Genomic DNA, 21,990 nt, shown 5'->3' on the forward strand with positions numbered 1-21,990 from the left:
TACCTTTGAAGGATTACAGGACATGAACTACAGCAACCCTACCCGCCTGCAAGCCGCCATCCTTGACTGGGCTGGCACCGTGGTCGACTTCGGCTCCTTCGCGCCAACCCAGATCTTTGTCGAGGCCTTTGCCGAGTTCGATGTCGAGGTGTCCATCGAAGAGGCCCGTGGCCCGATGGGCATGGGCAAGTGGGACCACATTCGCACCCTGTGCGACCAGCCGGCGATTGCCGAGCGCTATCGCAAAGTGTTTGGCCGCACCCCGACAGATGATGATGTCACAGCTATCTACAACCGCTTCATGCCGCTGCAGATCGAGAAGATCGCCGTGCACTCGGCGCTGATCCCAGGGGCGCTAGAGACCCTGACCGGGCTGCGCCAGGATGGCCTGAAGATCGGCTCGTGCTCGGGTTATCCGAAAGTGGTGATGGACAAGGTCGTGGAGCTGGCCAAGCAAAACGGCTATGTCGCCGACCACGTGGTGGCCACCGATGAGACCCCCAACGGCCGCCCCTGGCCGGCCCAGGCCCTGGCCAACGTGATCGCCCTGGGCATCGATGATGTGGCGGCGTGCGTCAAGGTCGACGACACCGTGCCGGGGATTCTCGAAGGTCGCCGCGCCGGCATGTGGACCGTGGCGCTGGTGTGCTCGGGCAATGCCCTGGGGCTGACCTGGGAAGGCTATCAGGCGCTTAGTGCCGAGAAGCTCGAAAGTGAGCGCAAGCGCATTCATACGCTGTTCGAAAGCTCGCGCCCGCACTACCTGATCGACACGATCAATGACTTGCCAGAGGTGATTGCCGACATCAACCGGCGCTTGGCCAAGGGTGAGATGCCGCAGGCATTTTGATTATGTGCCGTCAGATCTGACGCTATCGCGGGGCAAGCCCGCTCCCACGCCAATCACCTCATGCCTGAGGCATGGCGTGGGAGCGGGCTTGCCCCGCGATCAACGACTCACACGGCCCGATTGAGCTTCACCCAGGCAGCAAACTTATCGATAAACGCCTGCAAGAATGGCCGAGTCTTGTCATTGAGCTTGCCAGACTCTTCGAACAAGCTCGCCGCCCCACCGATATACGCCTCGGGCATCTGCATGCACGGCATATCGAGAAACACCAGCGACTGGCGCACTGCATGGTTGGCGCCAAACCCGCCAATCGCTCCCGGCGAGACGCTCACCACCGCCGTTGGCTTACCCCCCCAGGCGCTCTGGCCATACGGCCGCGAGCCCACGTCAATCGCATTTTTCAGGCAACCCGGCACCGAGCGGTTGTACTCCGGGGTGACGAACAGCACCGCATCGCTACGGCGGATCTCGTCGCGAAAGCGCTTCCACGCATCCGGCGCGCCGCTGGCCTCGACATCCTCGTTGTACAGGGGCAGGTCGCCGATCTCGACGATCTTCAGGGCAAGGCTGGAGGACGCCAGCTCACTCAAGGCCCGGGCCACCTTGCGGTTGTAGGATTCCTTGCGCAAGCTGCCGACCACGACTGCTACCGAAAACACCTGGCTCATGGCGATTTACACCCTCTGCTGGCTGATGGACTCAGTAGTTATAGATGACCGTTCCTCGGCGCCGAGGTTTTTTTCCCCTTGATAGAAAACTTCCCAAGGGTTTCACTGGTCTATGCCTGCAGACATTTCCTACATTTTTCAGAGGTTTCCCCCCAAAATGGCAGCAGTACTGGTCGGCCAATTCCACGCCCGTGACGCCGAAGGCCGTATCTACCCCGTCCATGAGTTCCAGGAGTCGACCCTCCAGGCCGATGGCAGCGTGCTTGGCGCGCCGATCAGCAGCTATCGCCTGGCCATCGGTGACCGGGTCAACCATCTGGGTGAGGACCGTTTCGAACTGGCGCAAAGCGGCGTGGAAATCATCCGCATTCCTTGACGCAGTCGACCGTGTAGATGCGCCCTTGGCCACAGTCTTCGCTTTGCAGACCGTGCACATCGGCGACAAAACCGGGGAAGCCCTGGTCGAACGCGCGGGCGAAGGCCAGGTAATCGAGGATCGAGCGCGTCGCTTCGGTGAAGCGTTCGCCTGGCATGATCAACGGGATACCAGGCGGATAGGGCACCAGCATCACCGCCGAGATCCGCCCTAGCAACGCTTCGACCGGCACTGCCTCGACCGCCCCGCGCACCAGATGGTCATAGGCCAGCGCCGGGCTGATGGCCACGTCCGGCAAACGGGTAAACAGGCGCTTGAGCTGCTTGGCCGTGGCATTGCTGCGATAACACTCATGCAACTGGCCGCACAGATCACGTAGGCCCAATCCCTGATAACGTCCCGGCGCCTGGGCCACCACGCTCGGCAGGCTGACGCTCAAGGGGCTGTTCGCGTCATAGTGGCGCTTGAACTCCAGCAACTCGGTTAGCAAAGTGCTCCATTTGCCCTTGGTGATGCCCATCGAGAACAGCACCAGAAAGCTGTACAGTCCGGTCTTTTCCACCACCAGCCCACGCTCCCAGAGAAACTTGCTCACCACCGCCGCCGGAATGCCGTGCGCACCCAGCGCGCCACCAGCCGTCAGCCCAGGCATGACCAGGGTGACCTTGAGCGGATCGAGCAACACGTAGTCCTGCTCGACCTCGCCAAAGCCATGCCAGGGCGCACCGGGCTGCAACAGCCAATCCTGGGCGGTAATGTGCTGGATGCCCTCGGCACGCTCCGGCTGCCAGATGCTGAACCACCAGTCATCGGCAGCGATATGCTCGCGCAGGTTGGCCAGGGCGCGGCGAAAGCTCAGCGCCTCGTCGAACATCTCCTGCAGCAGCGAGCGTCCGGCGGGGCCTTCCATCATCGCCGAGGCGACGTCCAGCGAGGCCAGGATGCTGTACTGCGGCGAGGTAGAGATGTGCATCATGAACGCTTCATTGAAGCGGTCGCGGTCGAGCTGGCGCGTGGCGCCGTCCTGCACATGAATCATTGACGCCTGGCTGAAGGCGGCCAACAACTTGTGGGTCGAATGGGTGCTGAACAGCAGCGGGCTGTCGGCGCTGCGCGGCGTACCCATGGCATAACGGCCGGCAAAAAACTCATGAAAGGCAGCATAGGCGAACCAGGCTTCGTCAAAATGCAGCACTTCGACGCTATTACCCAAAGCCTGCTTGATCATCCCGGCGTGATAGCACAGCCCGTCGTAGGTCGAGTTGGTCACCACTGCCAGCTTGATCCGCGCCGGTCGGCCTGTGGCCAGCGGGTTGGCGGCGATCTTGGCCTGGATCGACCCAGCGCTGAACTCACTCAACGGAATCGGCCCGATGATGCCCAGTTCGTTGCGCTCGGGGCACAGGTAAATGGGAATGGCGCCGGTCATGATGATCGCGTGCACCACTGACTTGTGACAGTTGCGGTCGACCAGCACCAGGTCGTCACGGCCGACCATCGAATGCCAGACGATCTTGTTGGCCGTCGAGGTGCCGTTGATCACGAAGAAGGTGTGATCGGCGCCGAAATTGCGCGCAGCGCGTGCTTCAGCCTCGGCCAACGGGCCGGTGTGATCGAGCAAGGATCCCAACTCGGGCACCGATACCGACAGGTCGGAGCGTAGCGTGTTTTCGCCGAAGAACTGGTGGAATGCCTGCCCCACCGGGCTCTTGCGATACGCCACACCGCCGCCGTGGCCGGGGGTATGCCAGGAATAGTTCGATTGCGCAGTGTGCTGCACCAATGCCTTGAAAAACGGCGGCAACAGGCCATCGAGGTAGTTGTGGGCAGCCCGCGCGACCTGGCGGGCGAGAAACGGCACGGTGTCTTCGAACAGGTAAAGAATGCCGCGCAGCTGGTTGAGCTCGCTCATCGCCTCGGCGGGGGCGTTCTCCAGGGTGACCTGCTCGCCGAGGGCGAAGATCGGCAGGTTTGGCGCCCGCAGACGCGCCAGGCTGATCAGCTCGGCCATGTTCTGCAACAGATGAGTGTTGTCGCCGACCCCTTCAGCGGCGATCAGCATGCAGGCCAAGCCATGATGGGTAGCGGCGACCAGGCGCGCTTCGGCGTGGTCGGCGGCGGCCAGGATGGTGAAGCCGTCCTGGGCCAATTCAGCGGCGATGGCACGCACACGCTCGCCGGCGACGCTGTCGGCCTTGATCGCCCGGTGAACGATCAGGATCGGGAACTGCAGGTCCTTGTACATGGGCAACCACCACCTGGGCAGAACTGCTGGGTTCTTTCAGGGTAGAAGCTGGTTGCTCAGGCTGCGACGTTTAGTATTTGCGCTGTCAGCCCCGGCCTCTTCGCGGGCAAGCCCGCTCCCACAGGGATCGTAGCGTTCTTAAGCCGACAGCCTGGAGCGGGCTTGCCCGCGAAGAGGCCAGCCCTGACACCCCCCCCGCAGGGCTCGATCAACCTTCGGTCAGGCTCTGCCACAACGCCGGCCCACCCGCCGACTTGGCCACTGCTGCCAGACGCTCGGCATGCGCTTCCAACTCTTCAGCCGAGGCCATGATGATCCGCCCAGGCTGGCGTCCGACGATACGGCGAATCTCACTGCCAGTGCTGTTGCCACCCTCTTCACCGTCAGCGCCATGCCCAGCCAGCGACAGGCTGGTCTGCCCGCCGGTCATCGCCAGGTAAACGTCCGCCAACAACTCGGAGTCGAGCAAGGCGCCGTGCAGTTCACGGCCGGAGTTGTCGATGCCGTAGCGTTTGCACAAGGCATCGAGGCTGTTGCGCTGGCCCGGATGGCGCGCACGCGCCAGCATCAGGGTGTCGAGAATGCCGCAGTGCTTGGAGATGTCTGCGCGGTCGTGCTGACCGAGCATGGCGAACTCGTTGTTGATGAAGCCAACGTCGAACGCTGCGTTATGGATGACCAGCTGGGCACCCTGGATGAACTCGAAGAACTCCTCGGCCACCTCGGCAAAACGTGGTTTGCCAACCAAGAATGCATCGGTGATGCCGTGCACGCCAATCGCGCCTTCGTCACTCTCGCGGTCGGGCTGCAGATAGACGTGGAAGTGCCGCCCGGTCAGGCGCCGGCCCATGACTTCGACACAACCGATCTCGATGATCCGATGCCCCTCACTGACCGGCATGCCGGTCGTTTCGGTATCGAGGACGACGAATCTGCTGTTCTGCTGCTCCACGCGGGTGGCTCCAACTGGTACTTCAAGGGAAAGCCGGCGATTGTACCCCAGCTCAGCGCTTGGCGCGTACCTCGTCGACGCCGCGGTTGGCCAACTGGTCGGCGCGTTCGTTGCCAGGGTGGCCGATATGCCCGCGCACCCATTTCCAGGTGACCTTGTGTCGGTTGACCTGCTCGTCGAGCTCGCGCCACAAGTCAGCGTTTTTCACCGGCTCCTTGGCCGCGGTCTTCCAACCGCGCTTCTTCCAATTGGCCATCCACTCGTTGATGCCCTTCATCACGTACTGCGAGTCGGTGGTCAGCACCACCTCGCATTCACGCTTGAGCGCCCGCAGGCCTTCGATCGCCGCCATTAGTTCCATGCGATTGTTGGTGGTCTCGAGCTCACCGCCCCACAATTCCTTCTCAACGCCCTTGTAGACCATCAGCACCCCCCAGCCACCCGGGCCAGGGTTGCCCTTGCAGGCGCCATCGGTGTAGATCTCGATGCTATCGCTCATGTACTGCCTTAACTCGCTGTGGATTATCGACCGGGATGGCGCTCACGCTGGCTAGTTGCCTCGCGGTTGACCTTGGCCAGCGGTAACGGCAGCAACTTACCCATTGGCTCGCGCCGCTCCAGACGCAGCGGCCGCAGGCCGACCACCATCTTGCGCGCCACCAGCAGGTAGACCCCGCCGCCAGAGGTTTGCCAACCACCGGCCATCCGCTCCCAACCGGCCAGGCGTTGTTGCCAGGCCGGCGAGGCCAGCGGCGGACGATAGCAGCCGAAGCGGCGTTTCTCCAGCGCAAAGCCGAGCAGGTTGAGCCAGTCGCCGACCCGCGACGGCGAGATGCAGCGCGCCTTGCGCAGCGCCCCATGGCTGAAGAAATGGCGCATGCCCCAGCTGCTCCACGGGTTGATGCCCACGATCAGCAAATGGCCACCCGGGCGCACAGCGCTGGCCGCCTCACGCAGCAGGCCATGCGGCGACAGGCTGAAGTCCAGGCCATGCTGCAGCACCACCACATCGGCTGCGTGCTCGGAGAGCGGCCAGGCCTGTTCTTCGCAGACGATCTCGACCCCTGGCAGCGGCGCGCCCAGGCGCACGTTGCGATGCACCTGCGGAGCACTGGGCGGGGGTTCGGCGCAGGGGCCGTAATGCACCAGGTAGCCGCCGAAGAAGCGCGCCAGCTCGTCTTCGAGCAGCTTTTCTTCCTCGCGCAGCATCAATTGCCCCAGGGGGCCCTGGAACCAGTCGCGGGCCAGGCTGATCAGTTCGATCCAGTCAGGATCGGCCTGGGCAAAGGCTTGGTCGGTCATTGCGTTTTCCCTCCAAGGTTCTCCCGCCGCGCCATCGCGGCTAAGATGCCCTCATGTCCCACGCCAGATGATTCGGATCCGCACCATGATACAGATCGATGCCCTACCCGCTTTCTCCGACAACTACATCTGGTTGTTACAGGATACTGCCAAACGCCAGTGCGCGGTGGTCGATCCCGGTGACGCCGCGCCGGTGCTGGCCTGGCTCAAGGCCAACCCCACCTGGGCGCTGACCGACATCCTGGTCACCCATCACCATCACGATCACGTCGGCGGTGTCGAACAACTCAAGCAGATGACGGGCGCGCGCGTTTGCGGCCCGGCTGCCGAAACCATCCCCGGCCGCGACCTGGCCCTGCAGGACAATGCCCAGGTTACCGCGCTGGGCCTGAGTTTCCAGGTCATGGCGATGCCCGGCCATACCCTGGGACACATTGCCTATTTCACCACGCAGACGCCCACCCCCCTGTTGTTTAGTGGCGACACCCTGTTCGCGGCCGGTTGTGGCCGCTTGTTCGAGGGCACCCCAGAGCAAATGCACAACTCCCTTGAGCGGCTGGCCGCCTTGCCCGCCGCAACCCAAGTGTACTGCGCCCACGAATACACCTTGAGCAACCTGCGCTTTGCCAAGGCTGTAGAACCAGAAAACCCGCACGTTGTCGCACGCTTTGCCGAGATTAGCCGCCTGCGTGAGCAAGATCGCATCACATTGCCATCAACGATCGGCTTGGAACGCTTGACCAACCCCTTCCTGCGTACCGCTGAAACATCCGTTAAACAAAAAGCAGACGAATGGAAGGGTCTTTCAAACGTAGGCCAAGCCGCTGTTTTTGCTGCCTTGAGGTCTTGGAAAGACGGCTTTTGATAACCTCAAGATATATCGCAATTGGTCCTCAAAGGTTGACCGGGCGGAAAGCGGTTCCTAGAATCGCCGAAATTTTTTGCCCGGATACCCGTCCCAGCCGATGTCTTCCCGTAGCCGCAGAACCTCGCAATCCGTCGCTTTGACGCGCCTCGCACAGATCAGTGCGCTGGCCCTGGCCGCCACTTTGGTGGGCTGCCAGAGCACCCGTCAGGTTGACGAATCCGAAAGCGTTCGCGCGCACAACTACCAGGCTCGGATCAAGCACAAACCGGCGCCGCTGATGGTCAAGCCCAAGGAGCAAGCACCCCAGGATGTCTGGGAGCGCATGCGCCAGGGCTTTGCCCTGCAAGACAGCATCGACGTCAACCCGCGCATCGAACAGCAGCGCCTGTGGTTCGCCAGCAACCCACGTTTCGTCGAAACCGCCGGCGAGCGCGGCAGCCTGTACCTGCATTACATCGTCGAGCGCTTGGAAGAACGCGACATGCCGCTTGAGCTGGCGCTGCTGCCGGCGATCGAAAGCGCCTACAACCCGATGGCCTACTCGCGGGCCCACGCCGCTGGCATGTGGCAGTTCATCCCGTCCACCGGGCGCCACTTCAACCTGCGTCAAACCAATTTCTACGATGGCCGCCGCGACATCACCGCGTCGACCAATGCTGCGCTGGAATACCTGACCCGCCTGCACGACATGTTCAACGGCGACTGGCTGTTGGCGCTGGCCGCCTACAACGCTGGCGAAGGCACTGTCAGCCGGGCGATCGAGCGTAACGAAAAGCTCGGCCTGCCGACCGATTACTGGAACCTGCCCCTGCCGCAGGAAACCCGCGACTACGTGCCCAAGCTGCTGGCGCTGTCGCAGGTGGTGTCGACGCCTGAGTCCTACGGCGTCAACCTCAACCCGATCGCCAACGAGCCCTACTTCGAGGCCGTGGCCATCAACGACCGCCTGGACCTGTCCAAGGTCGCCGCCTTCGCCAACATGGACGAAGACGAACTGATCCAGCTCAACCCCGCGTTCAAGAAGCGCATGACGGTCGATGGGCCCAAGCAGTTGCTGGTGCCTACCGCCAAGGCCCAGCTGCTGTCGGCCAGCCTGTCCAACCTCAACCCCGAGCAGTTGGTCAGCCTGCAGCCGCGTAAAGCGGTGTTCGAGGCGGCGGTGGCTGAAGCCAAGGCGCCTGCAGCGCGTAGCTACCGGGTCAAACGCGGGGACAACCTGGGCAGCATTGCCAAGGCCAATCGGGTTTCGGTCAAGGACATCCAGCGTTGGAACCGGCTCTCGGGCAACCGCCTGAAAGCTGGCCAGGTTCTGGCCCTGCGCGGCGGTAATGCACCTTCGGCTGCCGGCAACCGGGTTGCGTCGTCCAAGCAGCGCTCGACCCAGTACAAAGTACGCAAGGGTGACTCGCTGTACCTGGTGGCCAAGCGCTTCAATGTCGAGATGCAGCACCTCAAACGCTGGAATCCGCGTAGCGGCCATGCGCTCAAACCCGGCCAGACCCTGACTGTCTACCTGGGCCATTGATGCAATTGGGGCTGCTTTGCAGCCCCACCTTAGCAACAGCACCCAATAGCGCTGCGCCCTCTCCGCTCCCAGCACTCTTTTTCCAACCCCGCCAAGCTGTTACTGTAGCCCGACCAAAGCCCAAAGCCCTCTGGATCGGATGCCGACTTGATACGTCCCCTCCTGCTGTCATTCAGCCTGGCCTTGAGCTTTCCCGCAGGCGCGATGGTGAGCGAAAGCCACGGTTACGCGCAGTTCGGTACGCTCAAATACCCGGCCACCTTCACCCACTTCGACTGGGTCAATCCGCAAGCGCCCAAGGGCGGGACCTTGCGGGCCATGGCATTCGGCACCTTCGACACGCTCAACCCTTATACCTTCAAAGGCTCAAGCCCGGTCACCACGCCAAACTTCCTGCAGTACGGCATCAACGAGCTCAACGAGACGCTGATGGTCGGCACCGGCATGTACGACCCGTCTGGCGACGAACCCACCTCCAGCTACGGCCTGATCGCCCGCTCGGTCGAGTACAGCGAGGACCGCAGCTGGGTGGTGTTCAACCTGCGCCCCGAAGCACGCTTCCACGATGGCAAACCGATCACCTCGGCGGACGTGGCGTTCTCCTACCGCACGCTGCTCAAGGACGGCCACCCGCTGTACCGCACCAACCTGCAGGAAGTGCAACGCGTCGATATCCTCGGGCCGTTGCGCATCCGCTTCGTGTTCAAGCGCGCTGGCAACCCTCTGCTGATCCTGCGCCTGGGCGAAATGCCGGTGTTGCCCAAGCACTACTGGCAAAAGCGCGACTTCAAGGCAACCACCTTCGAGCCACCGCTGGGCAGCGGGCCGTATCGCATTTCTGAAGTGCAGCCAGGCCGGCGCCTGGTATTCACGCGGGTCAAGGACTACTGGGGCAAGGATCTGCCGGTCAACCGCGGCAAGTACAACTTCAACCGCGTCGAATACGAGTTCTATCGCGACGCCACCGTCGCCTTCGAGGCGTTCAAGGCCGGTGAGTTCGACATCTACATCGAGCACCAGGCCAAGAACTGGGCCAACGGCTACAACTTCCCGGCGGTGCGCCGCGGTGAAGTGATCAAGGCGCAGATCCCGCATCGCATCCCGACCCAGACCCAGGGCCTGTTCATGAACAGCCGCCGGGCGACCTTCAGCGACCCGCTGGTGCGCCAGGCGCTGGGCCTGATGCTCGACTTCGAGTGGACCAACCGCGCCCTGTTCAGCAGCGCCTATCGCCGCTCGACCAGCTACTACCCCAACAGCGAGTTTGCCGCCACCGGCCTGCCGACCGGCAAGGAGTGGCTGCTGCTGGCGCCGTTTCGCGAGCAACTGCCGGCAAAGCTCTACACCGAGCCGTACAAGGTCAGCCACACCGACGGCAGCGGCGTCAGCCGGCAAACCCTGCGCCAGGCCCTGGCGCTGTTCGCCCAGGCGGGCTGGAAGCTCGATGGCCAGCGCCTGGTAGACGCCAAGGGCAAGCAGCTGCGCATCGAGCTGTTGCTGGTCAACCCCAACCTTGAACGGATCCTGCAACCTTATGTCGAAAATCTGGCGAGCATCGGCATCGATGCGCGCTTGCGCACCGTGGACCGCGCCCAGTACAAACAACGGCTGGACCAGTTCGACTTCGACATGATTCTGATGACCCTGAACCAGACCTTGAGCCCCGGCCTTGAGCAGTGGCTGTACTTTCATTCCAGCCAAGCCTCGACCAAGGGCAGCAAGAACTATGCTGGGGTCAAGGACCCGGTGGTCGACCACCTACTCGACACCCTGCTCGCCGCCCGTACCCGCGACGACCAGGTTGCCGCTGCGCGCGCCCTGGACCGGGTACTGTCGTGGCACTACTACATGATTCCCAACTGGTATCTCGACAATCACCGCTTGGCCTACCGCAACCGGTTCGCCTTCGTCACCACGCCGCCCTACACCCTGGGCTTGAACAGCTGGTGGCTCAAGACTTCGGAGAAAGCCAAATGATGCCGACCCACAGCCTGCGCCGCCTGGCTGGCAGCTTGCTGCTCGCCTGCCTGAGCGTGACGGCAATGGCCGCGCCGCAACACGCCCTGACCTTGTACGATGAGCCGCCCAAGTACCCGGCGAGCTTCAAGCACTTCGACTTCGTCAACCCCGACGCGCCCAAGGGCGGCACCTTCCGCCAATCCAGCTTCGGCGGTTTCGACAGTCTCAACCCGTTCATCAACAAGGGCGTGCCTGCAGAAAACATCGGCAGCATCTACGACACCCTGATGCGCCAAAGCCTGGATGAGCCTTTCACCGAGTACGGCCTGGTGGCCGGCAAGATCGAAAAGGCCCCGGACAATAGCTGGGTGCGCTTCTACCTGCGCCCCGAAGCGCGCTTTCACGACGGCCAACCGATGCGCGCCGACGACGTGGTATGGACCTTCAACACCCTGGTCAGCAAAGGCGCGCCGCTGTACCGCGTGTACTACGGCGACGTCGCCGAAGCCGTGGCAGAAAACCCGCTGACTGTACTGTTCAAGTTCAAGCACAAGAACAACCGCGAGCTGCCGCTGATTCTCGGCCAACTGCCGGTACTGCCCAAGCACTGGTACGCCGAGCGCGACTTCACCCGGGGCAACCTGGAAATCCCGCTGGGCAGCGGGCCGTACAAGATCGCCCAGGTCAAGGCCGGACGCTCGGTGCGCTACGAGCGGGTCAAGGACTATTGGGCCAAAGACCTGCCGATCAACCGCGGCTTCTACAACTTCGACGCCATGACCTTCGACTATTACCGCGACAACACCGTCGCCCTCGAAGCGCTCAAGGCCGGCCAGTTCGACTACATGCTGGAAATGACCGCGAAGAACTGGGCCACCGCCTACAACGTGCCAGCGGTGCGCGAAGGCCGGCTGATCAAGGAAGAGCTGCTCAACGGCAACCCGGTCGGCATGCAGGGCTTTGTCTTCAACCTGCGCCGCCCGGTATTCCAGGACATTCGCGTACGCCAGGCGCTGAGCCTGATGCTCGATTACGAGTGGACCAACAAGCAGCTGTTCAACGGCGCCTACACCCGCACCGGCAGCTACTTCGAAAACTCGGAAATGGCCGCCAAGGGCCTGCCCTCGCCGGCCGAGCTGAAGATCCTCGAACCACTGCGCGGCAAGATCCCCGAGCAAGCCTTTAGCGAAGCCTTCCACAACCCAGTCACCGACGGCAGCGGCATGATCCGCGAGCAACAGCGCAAGGCTTACAAGCTGCTGCAAGACGCCGGCTGGAAAATCGTCAACGACAAGATGGTCGACACCCAAGGCAAACCCGTGAGCATCGAGTTCCTGGTCGCGCAGACCGAGTTCGAGCGCGTGCTGCTGCCGTTCAAGCGCAACCTGGCCGACCTGGGCATCGAGCTGAGCATTCGCCGCGTCGAAGTCCCGCAGTACATCAACCGCCTGCGCTCGCGCGATTTCGACATGATCGTCAGCGGCTTCCCGCAGTCCAGCTCGCCTGGCAACGAACAGCGCGAGTTCTGGTCCAGCGGCGCCGCCGACAACCCCGGCAGCCGCAACTTCATCGGCCTGCGCGACCCGGCCATCGACCAACTGGTCGAAGCGTTGATCAACGCTGACTCCCGCCAGAGCCTGATCGACCACGCCCGCGCCCTCGACCGGGTGCTGCTGTGGGGCTACTACGTAATCCCCAACTGGCACATCAAGACCTGGCGCGTGGCCTACTGGAACCACATCGGCCACCCCAAGGTATCGCCCAAATATGATGTTGGCATCGACACCTGGTGGATCAAACCCGACGTCACCCCGGCAGTGACCGCGCAGCCTGCACAGCCGGCAGACGCCGAACAACCTGGCGAGGCGAACTGACATGCTCGCCTATATCCTGCGCCGTTTGCTGCTGATCATCCCAACCCTGCTGGGCATCCTGGTGATCAACTTCATCATCGTCCAGGCCGCCCCCGGTGGCCCGGTCGAGCAGATGATCGCCAAGCTCGAAGGCTTCGACGGCGCCACCAGCCGCATCGCCGGCGGCGGCGCCGAAGTCTCGGTGGCCGGCTCCAACTACCGTGGCGCACAAGGCCTGGACCCAGCGCTGATCGCCGAGATCGAGCGCATGTACGGCTTTGACAAGTCGCCGCCCGAGCGGCTGTGGATCATGATCAAGAACTACGCCCAGCTCGACTTCGGCGACAGCTTCTTCCGCGACGCCAAGGTCATCGACCTGATCGCCGAAAAGATGCCGGTGTCGATCTCGCTCGGGCTGTGGAGCACGCTGGTCATGTACCTGGTGTCGATCCCCCTGGGGATCGCCAAAGCGGTGCGCCACGGCAGCCACTTCGACGTCTGGACCAGCTCGGCGATCGTCGTCGGCTACGCCATCCCGGCGTTCCTGTTCGCCATCCTGCTGATCGTGTTGTTCGCCGGCGGCAGCTACTTCGACTGGTTCCCGCTACGCGGGCTGACTTCGAACAACTTCGAGGAGCTGTCGACCACCGGCAAGGTGCTCGACTACTTCTGGCACCTGGTGCTGCCGATTACAGCGCTGGTGATCGGTAACTTCGCCACCATGACCCTGCTGACCAAGAACAGCTTCCTCGACGAGATCAACAAGCAGTACGTGGTCACCGCCAAGGCCAAGGGCCTGAGCCGGCCACGGGTGCTGTACGGGCACGTGTTCCGCAACGCCATGCTGCTGGTGATCGCCGGTTTCCCCTCGGCGTTCATCGGCATCTTCTTCACCGGCTCCTTGCTGATCGAGGTGATCTTCTCGCTCGACGGCCTGGGCCTGATGAGTTTCGAAGCGGCGATCAATCGCGACTACCCGGTGGTCTTCGGCACCCTGTTCATCTTCACCCTGCTCGGGCTGGTGGTGAAACTGATCGGCGACCTGACCTACACCCTGGTCGATCCGCGCATCGACTTCGCCAGCCGGGAGCACTGACATGGCCCTGTCCCCTCTCAATCGCCGGCGCTTCGAGCGCTTCAAGGCCAACCGCCGCGGTTGGTGGTCGTTGTGGTTGTTCATCATCCTGTTCGGCCTGAGCCTGGGCGCCGAACTGATCGCCAACGACAAACCGATTGCCGTACGCTACGACGGTGAGTGGTACTTCCCGGCATTCAAACGCTATCCAGAGACCACCTTCGGCGGCGAATTCCCACTCGAAGCCAACTACAAGAGCCCGTACATCCGCGAGCTGCTGGAGAAAAAAGACAGCTGGGTGCTGTGGGCGCCGATCCCGTTCAGCTACCAGAGCATCAACTACGACCTCAAGGTGCCGGCGCCCGCCCCGCCCTCGGCGGATAACTGGCTAGGCACCGACGACCAGGGCCGCGATGTGCTGTCGCGGGTCATCTATGGCTTTCGCGTATCGGTACTATTCGCCCTGACCCTGACCGTGCTCAGCTCGATCGTCGGCGTCATCGCTGGCGCCTTGCAGGGCTTCTACGGCGGCTGGGTCGATCTGGCTGGCCAGCGCTTTCTGGAGATCTGGTCCGGCCTGCCGGTGCTGTACCTGCTGATCATCCTCGCCAGCTTCGTGCAACCCAACTTCTGGTGGCTGCTGGGGATCATGCTGCTGTTCTCCTGGATGAGCCTGGTCGATGTGGTGCGCGCCGAGTTCCTGCGTGGGCGCAACCTCGAATACGTGCGCGCTGCCCGCGCCTTGGGCATGCGCAACGGCGCGATCATGTACCGGCACATCCTGCCCAACGCGATGATCTCGACCATGACCTTCATGCCGTTCATTCTCACCGGCGCGATCGGCACGCTGACCGCGCTGGACTTCCTCGGCTTCGGCCTGCCCGCCGGCTCGCCCTCGCTGGGCGAGCTGGTCGCCCAGGGCAAGTCCAACCTGCAAGCGCCGTGGCTGGGCATCAGCGCCTTCGCCGTACTGGCGCTGATGCTCAGCCTGCTGGTATTTATCGGCGAGTCCGCCCGCGATGCCTTCGACCCGAGGAAATGACATGAGCGAACACAACCTGATCGAAGTCCGTGATCTTGCGGTCGAGTTCCTCAGTGGTGACCAGGTCAACCGCGTGGTCGACGGCATCAGCTTCGACATCCGCAAAGGCGAGACCCTGGCCCTGGTCGGCGAAAGCGGCTCGGGCAAGTCGGTGACGGCCCACTCGATCCTGCGCCTTTTGCCCTACCCGCTTGCCCGCCACCCCAGCGGCAGCATCCACTATGGCGACAAAGACCTGCTGCAGCTGGGCGAAAAGCCCATGCAGCGCATTCGCGGCAACCGCATCGCGATGATCTTCCAAGAGCCGATGACTTCGCTGAACCCGCTGCACAGCATCGAAAAGCAGATCAACGAGATCCTCCTGCTGCACAAAGGCCTGACCGGCAAGCAAGCCACCGCGCGCACCCTGGAGCTGCTTGAGCTGGTCGGCATCCCCGAACCGCGCAAGCGCCTCAAGGCCCTGCCCCACGAGCTGTCCGGCGGCCAGCGCCAGCGGGTGATGATTGCCATGGCCCTGGCCAACGAGCCGGAGCTGCTGATTGCCGACGAACCGACCACTGCGCTCGACGTCACGGTGCAGTTGAAGATCCTCGACCTGCTCAAGGAGCTGCAAGCACGCTTGGGCATGGCCCTGCTGCTGATCAGCCACGACCTCAACCTGGTGCGGCGCATCGCCCATCGGGTGTGCGTGATGCAGCGCGGCAAGATCGTCGAACAGGCCGAGTGCGCCACCCTGTTCAGCGCCCCGCAACATCCCTACACGCAGATGCTGATCAACGCCGAGCCCAGCGGCCAGCCCGCGCAAAACCCGGTGGGCGCGCCGCTGCTCGAAGTCGATGACCTGCGCGTGTGGTTCCCGATCAAGAAAGGCCTGTTGCGGCGCACCGTCGATCATGTCAAAGCGGTCGATGGCATCAACTTCAGCCTGCCCCAGGGGCAGACCCTGGGCATCGTCGGCGAGAGTGGCTCGGGCAAGTCGACCCTGGGCCTGGCGATCTTGCGCTTGATCTCAAGCCAAGGCGGCATCCGCTTCCACGGGCAGAACCTGGAAAGCCTCAATCAGCAAGAAGTGCGACCACTGCGACGGGAAATGCAGGTGGTATTCCAAGACCCGTTCGGCAGCCTCAGCCCACGTATGTGCGTTGCGGATATCGTTGGCGAAGGCTTGCGGATTCACCGCATTGGCACGGCTGAGGAGCAAGAGGCGGCGATCATCGCGGCGTTGCAGGAAGTGGGGCTCGATCCGAGCACTCGCCACCGCTATCCGCATGAGTTTTCCGGCGGGCAGCGGCAGCGGATTGCCATTGCGCGGGCGTTGGTGCTCAAGCCGGCGTTGATTCTGCTCGATGAGCCGACCTCGGCATTGGATCGGACTGTGCAGCGGCAGGTGGTGGAGCTTTTGCGCTCGCTGCAGCTCAAGTACAACCTGACTTATCTGTTCATCAGCCATGACTTGGCGGTGGTCAAGGCGTTGAGCCACCAGTTGATGGTGATCAAGCATGGGCAGGTGGTGGAGCAAGGGGATGCGCAGGCGATATTTCATGCGCCGCAGCATACGTATACCCGGCAGTTGTTGGAGGCGGCGTTTTTGCAGCCGAATGCCGAAGCGGCTATCTGAAATCCCAAGGGCCATATTGTGCCCCGTGCGCGACGCAATGCCGCGCCTGCGACCTACCCAGATAGGCGACTAACTTCCAACAAGCGGTGAAGACCTTCGCCGGCTGAACAGCCGGCGCACCTGCAATCAATCCCTCTTGCGCATCAATAACTCCTCCGTCCCTTTAGCGCAGCAAGCCGATAGTTGCTACCTCCAAAGATCGCTAGAAGAGAAACTTCCTACACGATTTTAGGAAGTCAAAAATATCACTGAGAAATGCTTCTTCGTTAGTGTCGGGGGCTTGCCCCATCAGCAGGTCATTGAGATGCGTTATAGGTGTTCGTTGGTAGCGCATCTTCCCTCAAACCTGCCCGATGGAGAGTCTCCCACAGCAGACAAGGACTTCTCATGCCCCGCCAATCTGATCTGCATTACTGTCGTTTGAGCGCGATTGTTGAATTCGGCCAGCTCGATGCACAAGCCCGTGCAAATCCCCGCCTGCTCGCCGACGCCCTGGCCCAGGCGAACATTCAATCGCTGCAGTAAGGACGCTCAGATGATCGCTTGGCAAGACTTTCTCGAGCTCAACCGCAAATCCTGCGAAGAGCTCAGCGAACAGTTCGACCTCGGCCCCGCCGTCAGCTGCACCCGCACTTTCACCATCCTGCCGCTGCGCTACGCCGTGGTCGGCGGCAACCCCGGCCAGCGCAAGCGCTTGCCCGATCTGGCCGAGCACCTGCGCCAGCCCCAGCAGGTCGCCGCACTCAAGCATGCAGCCTATGCCATACGCCCTTTGCGCGAAGGGTTCCTGTACGTGATGGAACAGCGCACCAGCACTGGCCGCGCTACCCTGCACCGGCCCTATCGGATTGCCGCCAACGGCTCGTTGTCACTCACCGAGCCCGACGCGCCCTGGGAGCCACCGCCAGCCCTCGGCGTCCGGGACGTACTCAGCAACATCGCCTGGGCCTTCAACGTGCACGACCTGGACGATCTGCAATCGCTGCGCGTGTTCTACAGCCCCGACCCGCTGACCGTAGCCGCCCAGCAACAATTGCTGCGCCGGCGGCACAGCCTGCCCGCCGTGAACATCGCCCGCTTCACCGGCACAGCCTGCCCGACGCCCGAACCCCATGTGCTGACCCATGACCAGCTCGAACAAGTCGCCGACTTTGCCGCCGAGCACGATCCGCAGCTGCGCACCTTGCTCCAGCGCCAACTGTTCAGCACACCCAGCGTCCTCTCCCTGGCCGGCGTCCGGCAGATGCTCAGGCCCATGGCAGACCCGCTCAAGCCACGCGGGGTTGCCCTGGTGGTCGAAGATGCCATCGGTATCACCCAAGAGCTCAATGCCTGGCGCAACGCCGGTCTTGAACACCTCAAGGACTGGCTGGAAACCACCGAGCCGGCCGGCCCCGACGGCAAGCCCGGGCCGAGCAACGAGCGCAAGACCCTGGTCGCCCAAGCCTTCACCGAGCTGCACCAGCAGTTCAGCGAACGCAAGGTCGCCGCGCTCATGGGCCGGCACGCCGAAACCTTGCGCGTGCAGCTCAAAGACAGCGATCAAGCCTTGCTGCCAGGGATGAACCGCGAAGGCTGGAATCAGTTCAAGGACAGCCTCATCGATATCAATAGCGAGCTGGTGCGCCAAGACCTGCAAGCCCGCGCCGAGCAAGGCGAGTTCGCCAAACAGTTCGAACAACGCTACCTGCCCCGGGTCAACCTGGGCGGTATGCGCGTACAGCTTGGCTGGTTCCGCCAGGAGAGCGAAGAAGCGCAACGACTGGCCGAGGCACGCGCCGACGACCATCTGGCCTGGCTGCTCAGCCCCACGTTGCTGGAGGCATTGGCCTACTACGACGACAACGACCTCAACAGTGGGCTGTGCTTCGCTCACCAGAGTGGCTTGTGCGTCATCGGCATGGAAGCGGTGCCGGCCGGCGCGCGCCTGTTGGCCCAGTGGTGGCAAGCCGAAGAAATGGCCCCAGCCAACCTGGCGCTGCGCTCGTTCGTGTTCAACCAGCGCGACATCGCCCAGGTGCTGGAACAGACCCGGGTGAAGCTCGCCAACCTGCACGCGCCCGCCGACCCGTGGCAGATGCTCGACACCACGCTCAAGCAGGCCAAGGAACTGGCTGCCCAGTTCAGCCGCGTCGATGGCCACCTCGATCAGCTTGCCGAGCACAGCCAGATCAACACCGCTGGCGCCCTGGCATGGCTGGGCCAGCTGGGGCGAGAAAGCCTGCAGGCAGGCATGCCCAACAGCAGCGACCACCGGCTGCATCGACGCTTGACTACCTACCTGGTGGCCTCGTTGGGTGAGCAGGCGTTGAACTTGCGCCTGGCCGAACACGCCCTGGATGGCCGCGCCCCCTCCCCCGGACGCGTCGCCGCCCCCATCGTGCGCCGCCTGGAGCAAGCCTACGTCGACAGTGTGCGGGGCGCGCAGAGCAATGCGTTCTACCGATTGCGCGTCGCCAGTGGGTTGTTGCTGCTTGAGGCGAGCCTGCTGTTGCTGCAGGGGCAGCGGGACAACAAGGACCGACGGTTCTGGAGTGAAGTGGCAGCCGCGGGGTTGACCAGTGCGGCGGCGGGGATGGAGTTACTCGCGGTGGGGACCGAACAGGCGCTGGCCACTGTAGGCCAGGGCTCGGCAGCGGCGCGGGGCGCGCAAGTCAGCCTGGGGCGCTTTCGCTTGTGGGGAGCGGGGATGGCGGCTGCGGGAGGGATTGTTAGCATTTTTTGGGATTTTGCTGATGCGAAGACTAACTTTGATCAAGCAAAAGCGCGAGGAGAACGCTCCACCATACTGGGAATAGCTTACTCGCTGAGAGCAACAGCGACAGGACTACTCGTATTAGGCCAAGGCGGAATCGCATTTTCGCAAGCGAGCATGTACTTCCAATGGTTAGCGATGAGGCGTCAAGGTACGGCTGCTGGTTTTAATCTTCTACGCCTTGCTTTGCTTTCTAGGCAAGTCGCCGGAAACCGAGCCGCTATGTTGTTACTTAGTCGGATGGGGTGGATTGGAGGAACGATCGCGATCACATCTACAGTCGCGCTACTAGTAATTGATGATAACGCACTAGAAAAATGGTGCGACAAATCATGCTTCCGACTCACTAGCACTGCCAAAGGCTACATCAGCGATGAAGAGGAACTGACAGAGTTTTTTGCCGCCGCGCAAGAGGTGCTTTAATGTATTTTTTTGAATGGGGAATGTGGCAAGCTGCGATACAGCCAGAGAAAGACCGAACGCATGATAAACAGCATGAAAAATTGATCGACGAAGCCAGACCCTATGAAAGCGACCAGTATGAGGAACTGGCAGCCGCCAAAATAAGCGCGAGTAAAAACCCGAAAACAAGGGGTCCAGTCTACGCCTTCGACAAGCAGATTTTGGAAATACGTAGCGGTATGCTTGAAGAAAAACGCGGTCTCATTAGCATTTTATCTGCGATGCTAATTTTTCTCATTGCAAACGGCTTCGCTGGCATTGTCGCCGGCACAATCGGAACAATGGATTATTTTCATAATACAGGGGACATTGCAACTGGATACCTATGGATGGCACTGTGGTTAACCACACTTACAATCCCTACGACTTGGTTCTACTTAAAATATGGACTGCGTTTCACTCGACTTGAAATGTTCACTTCGCGCCACTTGCTGATCCGTTTCAATCGTGCCACTCAACAGGTTTATATTCATCGACCCAGTCATTGCGGGGGCATCGTAACGCTTCCTTGGGCAGGGGTAACTTCAACAGGGTCCGCCAATAAATATGCACTCGCCGATGGCGTGGGATTACCACTTGCACTCAATTGGTCAGCCCGCGTAACTGGTACCTTTTACCCCCAAATGGCTTGGGTCGGCAAATCAGCAAACCATCAAGGCGAAATCCGCGACGAGTGGGAGTTCATCCGCCGCTTCATGGACGAAGGTCCCGAAGGATTGCCCCGCCCGCGCATCACCTCGCACTTCCCCTGGCCATGGCAAGCGTTCACCCCGCAGTTCGAAGGCGTCACGCACTATTTCCGCAATGCCTCGAAGCTGATCAAGGTCGGCCTGGTCCTGATCTCCCCCGCCTTCTTGATCATCGGCACCGGCCACTGGCTCAGCCTGCTGCTGTGCTGGAAACCGCGCTGGCCCAAGATCATTCGCCAGGCCGGTATGCCAGGCAAACCCGTTCCACCGTTGACGACACTTGCCGACTATCCACCCCACATTCAGCAGCGCCTACGAGAAAACGCTCACCTTTGGACGGCACACCCTGGGCAGCGCCCGGAGAAGAAACCGCGAGCGCCCTCCAAACGCCGGAGCACCGACGCCAAGCCTGCTTCCAAGGCTAAGCCGTGATTGCCTGGCAAAAATTCCAGGTGCTCAACGGCATAAGGGTTCAAGCCTTGGTATTTTGCATAATCGATATATCCACTGCCCCAAGTCCCCCGTCTCGGCTTTGATGATGGCCTCGATGCATGAGCTTGAGATGCTGCGGGTGTCGCTTGAGTCGGCGCTGATTCAGGTGCAGATGCCGGCTGAGGCGCGGGCTGAGCATTGAGACTTTAGAGCGTTGTTGGCTGGTCTGGCCTATTCGCGAGCAAGCCCGCTCCCACAGTGTTTTGCAGTGGCTGTGGGGTTGTGGTGTGCCAGGTATTTCGCTGCGCAAGAGACATGGGTTGCATCTGCAGCGTGTCTTGTAGAGAATCGGCGCCCTTCTGCTCGAAAGGATGCGCGCAATGAAGTTCGAAAGGACTTTCCAATACATGGCCCAGCACGGGATCATCTTCACCGTCTCGCAAATCACCCTCACCGACAATGAGCGCGGCAACCTGCGCGAACTGCATTTTGGCGAGGCGAAAAGCGCCCATTACCAGGTCAACAGCAAGGTCGTGGAGATTTACGACAAGATGCAGGCCAAGAACCGGCCGTGCCTGATGATGGTCGGTATCTCCAAGCCGCTGACCCGGCAACAGGCCGATGCCCTCAACACCCGCCGCACCAGCATCGCCAATGCCGCCGGCTCGGCCGCTGGGGGCGCTGCCGGAGCCGCCGGTAGCTTGGCCGGCCCCGCTGCCGGCTTCGTCGCGGGGTTGGCGGCAAAGACGGGCGTGAGCTCGTACGTCAATGGCGCGCTAAGCACCCATCATGCTGGCGACGTTATCGTCAGCATCGAGGCGCAGGTCAATGGCGGCATTGGTCCTCAACGCACGACTGAATCCCTGCTCATCAGGGCCTGACGGGAGCTGCTCATGTCCGAAGTTATCCAGACAGTTATCGTCGTAGCGCTGGCCTTTGTATTGCATTGGTGGGTGAAGCCGTACCCGCTGCGCAAGTGGCTCGGAGTGGCGCTGGTGGTACTTGGCGCTGTCGGCTGCATTGCATTGAACCAAACCCACCTGCTGGGCTTTGACCTGGGCTTGATGGCCTCTTTTGCGGTGCCAATTGGCGTGGTGTTGTTCATGACCCGTCGGCACTATGCAACGGTCGACTGACCCCCACTGCAGAGATGCAAGCTCATTGCCTTAGCAGGGACCCTGTGGGAGCGGGTTTGATCTGGCCTAATGATTTTGGACACCTTCTACGGGCGCTATGATGGCGCCCAATTGGAGGCAAAATCAGTGCGAAAGTCATACTCGAAAGAACAGAAAATCCGGGCTGCTGAGATGGTGCTCGAC

Annotated in this window: 19 protein-coding genes; 14 read left to right on the forward strand and 5 right to left on the reverse strand. The window is 62.0% G+C overall.

Going from position 1 to position 21,990, the window contains the following annotated elements; translation table 11 throughout:
- Positions 1-22 precede the first annotated feature (22 nt).
- Entirely contained in the window at positions 23-850 is an 828-nt protein-coding gene (phnX, locus tag AAZU54_RS19680; RefSeq protein WP_434727546.1) for a phosphonoacetaldehyde hydrolase, read from the forward strand.
- A gap of 107 nt (positions 851-957) precedes the next feature.
- Here phnX and AAZU54_RS19685 read toward each other — a convergent pair whose 3' ends face one another.
- Positions 958-1,518, reverse strand: coding sequence for an NADPH-dependent FMN reductase (locus AAZU54_RS19685; protein WP_186555750.1), 561 nt, complete (start codon positions 1,516-1,518; stop codon positions 958-960).
- A gap of 157 nt (positions 1,519-1,675) precedes the next feature.
- On the opposite strand from AAZU54_RS19685, the gene AAZU54_RS19690 reads away from it, so the two are divergent.
- Entirely contained in the window at positions 1,676-1,894 is a 219-nt protein-coding gene (locus tag AAZU54_RS19690; RefSeq protein ID WP_186555749.1) for a hypothetical protein, read from the forward strand.
- On the opposite strand, the gene AAZU54_RS19695 is transcribed toward AAZU54_RS19690, so the two are convergent.
- The 4 genes from AAZU54_RS19695 to AAZU54_RS19710 form a co-directional block, all read right to left on the reverse strand.
- Positions 1,878-4,139, reverse strand: coding sequence for an Orn/Lys/Arg decarboxylase N-terminal domain-containing protein (locus AAZU54_RS19695; protein WP_405129266.1), 2,262 nt, complete (start codon positions 4,137-4,139; stop codon positions 1,878-1,880). The two genes, AAZU54_RS19690 and AAZU54_RS19695, sit on opposite strands and share 17 nt — an antisense overlap.
- Positions 4,140-4,347: 208 nt before the next feature.
- Positions 4,348-5,091: a DNA polymerase III subunit epsilon gene (gene dnaQ / locus AAZU54_RS19700; RefSeq protein WP_312155127.1), complete on the reverse strand. Its 744-nt coding sequence runs from the start codon at positions 5,089-5,091 to the stop codon at positions 4,348-4,350.
- A 52-nt stretch (positions 5,092-5,143) separates the two neighbouring features.
- Positions 5,144-5,590, reverse strand: coding sequence for a ribonuclease HI (rnhA, locus tag AAZU54_RS19705; RefSeq protein ID WP_186555747.1), 447 nt, complete (start codon positions 5,588-5,590; stop codon positions 5,144-5,146).
- A gap of 23 nt (positions 5,591-5,613) precedes the next feature.
- Positions 5,614-6,393 (reverse strand): class I SAM-dependent methyltransferase, encoded by a 780-nt coding sequence (locus tag AAZU54_RS19710; RefSeq protein WP_186555746.1) that lies wholly within the window; start codon positions 6,391-6,393, stop codon positions 5,614-5,616.
- A gap of 85 nt (positions 6,394-6,478) precedes the next feature.
- Between AAZU54_RS19710 and gloB the strand changes: the two genes are divergently transcribed.
- From gloB to AAZU54_RS19770, 12 genes are all read left to right on the forward strand, one after another.
- A complete protein-coding gene (gene gloB, locus AAZU54_RS19715) occupies positions 6,479-7,258 on the forward strand; it encodes a hydroxyacylglutathione hydrolase (RefSeq protein ID WP_312153407.1) in 780 nt (259 codons plus the stop codon).
- Positions 7,259-7,358: 100 nt separating this feature from the next.
- On the forward strand, positions 7,359-8,786 hold the full coding sequence (locus tag AAZU54_RS19720; protein ID WP_264234937.1) for a lytic transglycosylase domain-containing protein: 1,428 nt from the start codon (positions 7,359-7,361) through the stop codon (positions 8,784-8,786).
- A 147-nt stretch (positions 8,787-8,933) separates the two neighbouring features.
- Positions 8,934-10,763, forward strand: a complete 1,830-nt coding sequence (locus tag AAZU54_RS19725) for an extracellular solute-binding protein (protein ID WP_202885259.1) — start codon at positions 8,934-8,936, stop codon at positions 10,761-10,763.
- Entirely contained in the window at positions 10,760-12,619 is a 1,860-nt protein-coding gene (locus tag AAZU54_RS19730) for an extracellular solute-binding protein (RefSeq protein WP_186555743.1), read from the forward strand. Before AAZU54_RS19725 ends, AAZU54_RS19730 begins: the two co-directional genes overlap by 4 nt.
- Position 12,620: 1 nt before the next feature.
- Entirely contained in the window at positions 12,621-13,694 is a 1,074-nt protein-coding gene (locus AAZU54_RS19735) for a microcin C ABC transporter permease YejB (protein ID WP_312153413.1), read from the forward strand.
- A 1-nt stretch (position 13,695) separates the two neighbouring features.
- Positions 13,696-14,715, forward strand: coding sequence for an ABC transporter permease (locus AAZU54_RS19740; RefSeq protein WP_186555741.1), 1,020 nt, complete (start codon positions 13,696-13,698; stop codon positions 14,713-14,715).
- Position 14,716: 1 nt separating this feature from the next.
- The gene (locus AAZU54_RS19745; RefSeq protein WP_434727547.1) at positions 14,717-16,333 is read left to right on the forward strand and encodes an ABC transporter ATP-binding protein; all 1,617 of its coding nucleotides are present in this window, start codon (positions 14,717-14,719) and stop codon (positions 16,331-16,333) included.
- A 387-nt stretch (positions 16,334-16,720) separates the two neighbouring features.
- Positions 16,721-16,858, forward strand: coding sequence for a hypothetical protein (locus AAZU54_RS19750; protein ID WP_434727548.1), 138 nt, complete (start codon positions 16,721-16,723; stop codon positions 16,856-16,858).
- A 10-nt stretch (positions 16,859-16,868) separates the two neighbouring features.
- Positions 16,869-19,511 carry a T6SS effector BTH_I2691 family protein gene (locus AAZU54_RS19755; protein WP_434727549.1) on the forward strand — a complete coding sequence of 881 codons (2,643 nt, stop codon included), beginning with the start codon at positions 16,869-16,871 and terminating at the stop codon, positions 19,509-19,511.
- Positions 19,511-20,671 (forward strand): DUF6708 domain-containing protein, encoded by a 1,161-nt coding sequence (locus AAZU54_RS19760; protein ID WP_434727550.1) that lies wholly within the window; start codon positions 19,511-19,513, stop codon positions 20,669-20,671. Before AAZU54_RS19755 ends, AAZU54_RS19760 begins: the two co-directional genes overlap by 1 nt.
- Before the next feature lie 380 nt (positions 20,672-21,051).
- A complete protein-coding gene (locus AAZU54_RS19765; protein WP_186555736.1) occupies positions 21,052-21,552 on the forward strand; it encodes a hypothetical protein in 501 nt (166 codons plus the stop codon).
- A gap of 12 nt (positions 21,553-21,564) precedes the next feature.
- Positions 21,565-21,807, forward strand: coding sequence for a hypothetical protein (locus AAZU54_RS19770; protein ID WP_186555735.1), 243 nt, complete (start codon positions 21,565-21,567; stop codon positions 21,805-21,807).
- The last annotated feature ends 183 nt before the right edge of the window (positions 21,808-21,990 follow it).

Source organism: Pseudomonas sp. Je.1.5.c, assembly GCF_051129895.1.
Taxonomy (GTDB): Bacteria; Pseudomonadota; Gammaproteobacteria; order Pseudomonadales; family Pseudomonadaceae; genus Aquipseudomonas; species Aquipseudomonas urmiensis.

Coding starts and splice junctions, on each gene's coding strand:
- AAZU54_RS19685 (WP_186555750.1), bottom strand. CDS start 1,518: ATGAGCCAGGTGTTTTCGGTAGCAGTCGTGGTCGGCAGCTTGCGCAAG.
- AAZU54_RS19755 (WP_434727549.1), top strand. CDS start 16,869: ATGATCGCTTGGCAAGACTTTCTCGAGCTCAACCGCAAATCCTGCGAA.
- AAZU54_RS19690 (WP_186555749.1), top strand. CDS start 1,676: ATGGCAGCAGTACTGGTCGGCCAATTCCACGCCCGTGACGCCGAAGGC.
- AAZU54_RS19720 (WP_264234937.1), top strand. CDS start 7,359: ATGTCTTCCCGTAGCCGCAGAACCTCGCAATCCGTCGCTTTGACGCGC.
- rnhA (WP_186555747.1), bottom strand. CDS start 5,590: ATGAGCGATAGCATCGAGATCTACACCGATGGCGCCTGCAAGGGCAAC.
- phnX (WP_434727546.1), top strand. CDS start 23: ATGAACTACAGCAACCCTACCCGCCTGCAAGCCGCCATCCTTGACTGG.
- gloB (WP_312153407.1), top strand. CDS start 6,479: ATGATACAGATCGATGCCCTACCCGCTTTCTCCGACAACTACATCTGG.
- AAZU54_RS19770 (WP_186555735.1), top strand. CDS start 21,565: ATGTCCGAAGTTATCCAGACAGTTATCGTCGTAGCGCTGGCCTTTGTA.
- AAZU54_RS19745 (WP_434727547.1), top strand. CDS start 14,717: ATGAGCGAACACAACCTGATCGAAGTCCGTGATCTTGCGGTCGAGTTC.
- AAZU54_RS19695 (WP_405129266.1), bottom strand. CDS start 4,139: ATGTACAAGGACCTGCAGTTCCCGATCCTGATCGTTCACCGGGCGATC.
- AAZU54_RS19735 (WP_312153413.1), top strand. CDS start 12,621: ATGCTCGCCTATATCCTGCGCCGTTTGCTGCTGATCATCCCAACCCTG.
- AAZU54_RS19760 (WP_434727550.1), top strand. CDS start 19,511: ATGTATTTTTTTGAATGGGGAATGTGGCAAGCTGCGATACAGCCAGAG.
- AAZU54_RS19740 (WP_186555741.1), top strand. CDS start 13,696: ATGGCCCTGTCCCCTCTCAATCGCCGGCGCTTCGAGCGCTTCAAGGCC.
- AAZU54_RS19765 (WP_186555736.1), top strand. CDS start 21,052: ATGAAGTTCGAAAGGACTTTCCAATACATGGCCCAGCACGGGATCATC.
- AAZU54_RS19750 (WP_434727548.1), top strand. CDS start 16,721: ATGCCCCGCCAATCTGATCTGCATTACTGTCGTTTGAGCGCGATTGTT.
- AAZU54_RS19710 (WP_186555746.1), bottom strand. CDS start 6,393: ATGACCGACCAAGCCTTTGCCCAGGCCGATCCTGACTGGATCGAACTG.
- AAZU54_RS19730 (WP_186555743.1), top strand. CDS start 10,760: ATGATGCCGACCCACAGCCTGCGCCGCCTGGCTGGCAGCTTGCTGCTC.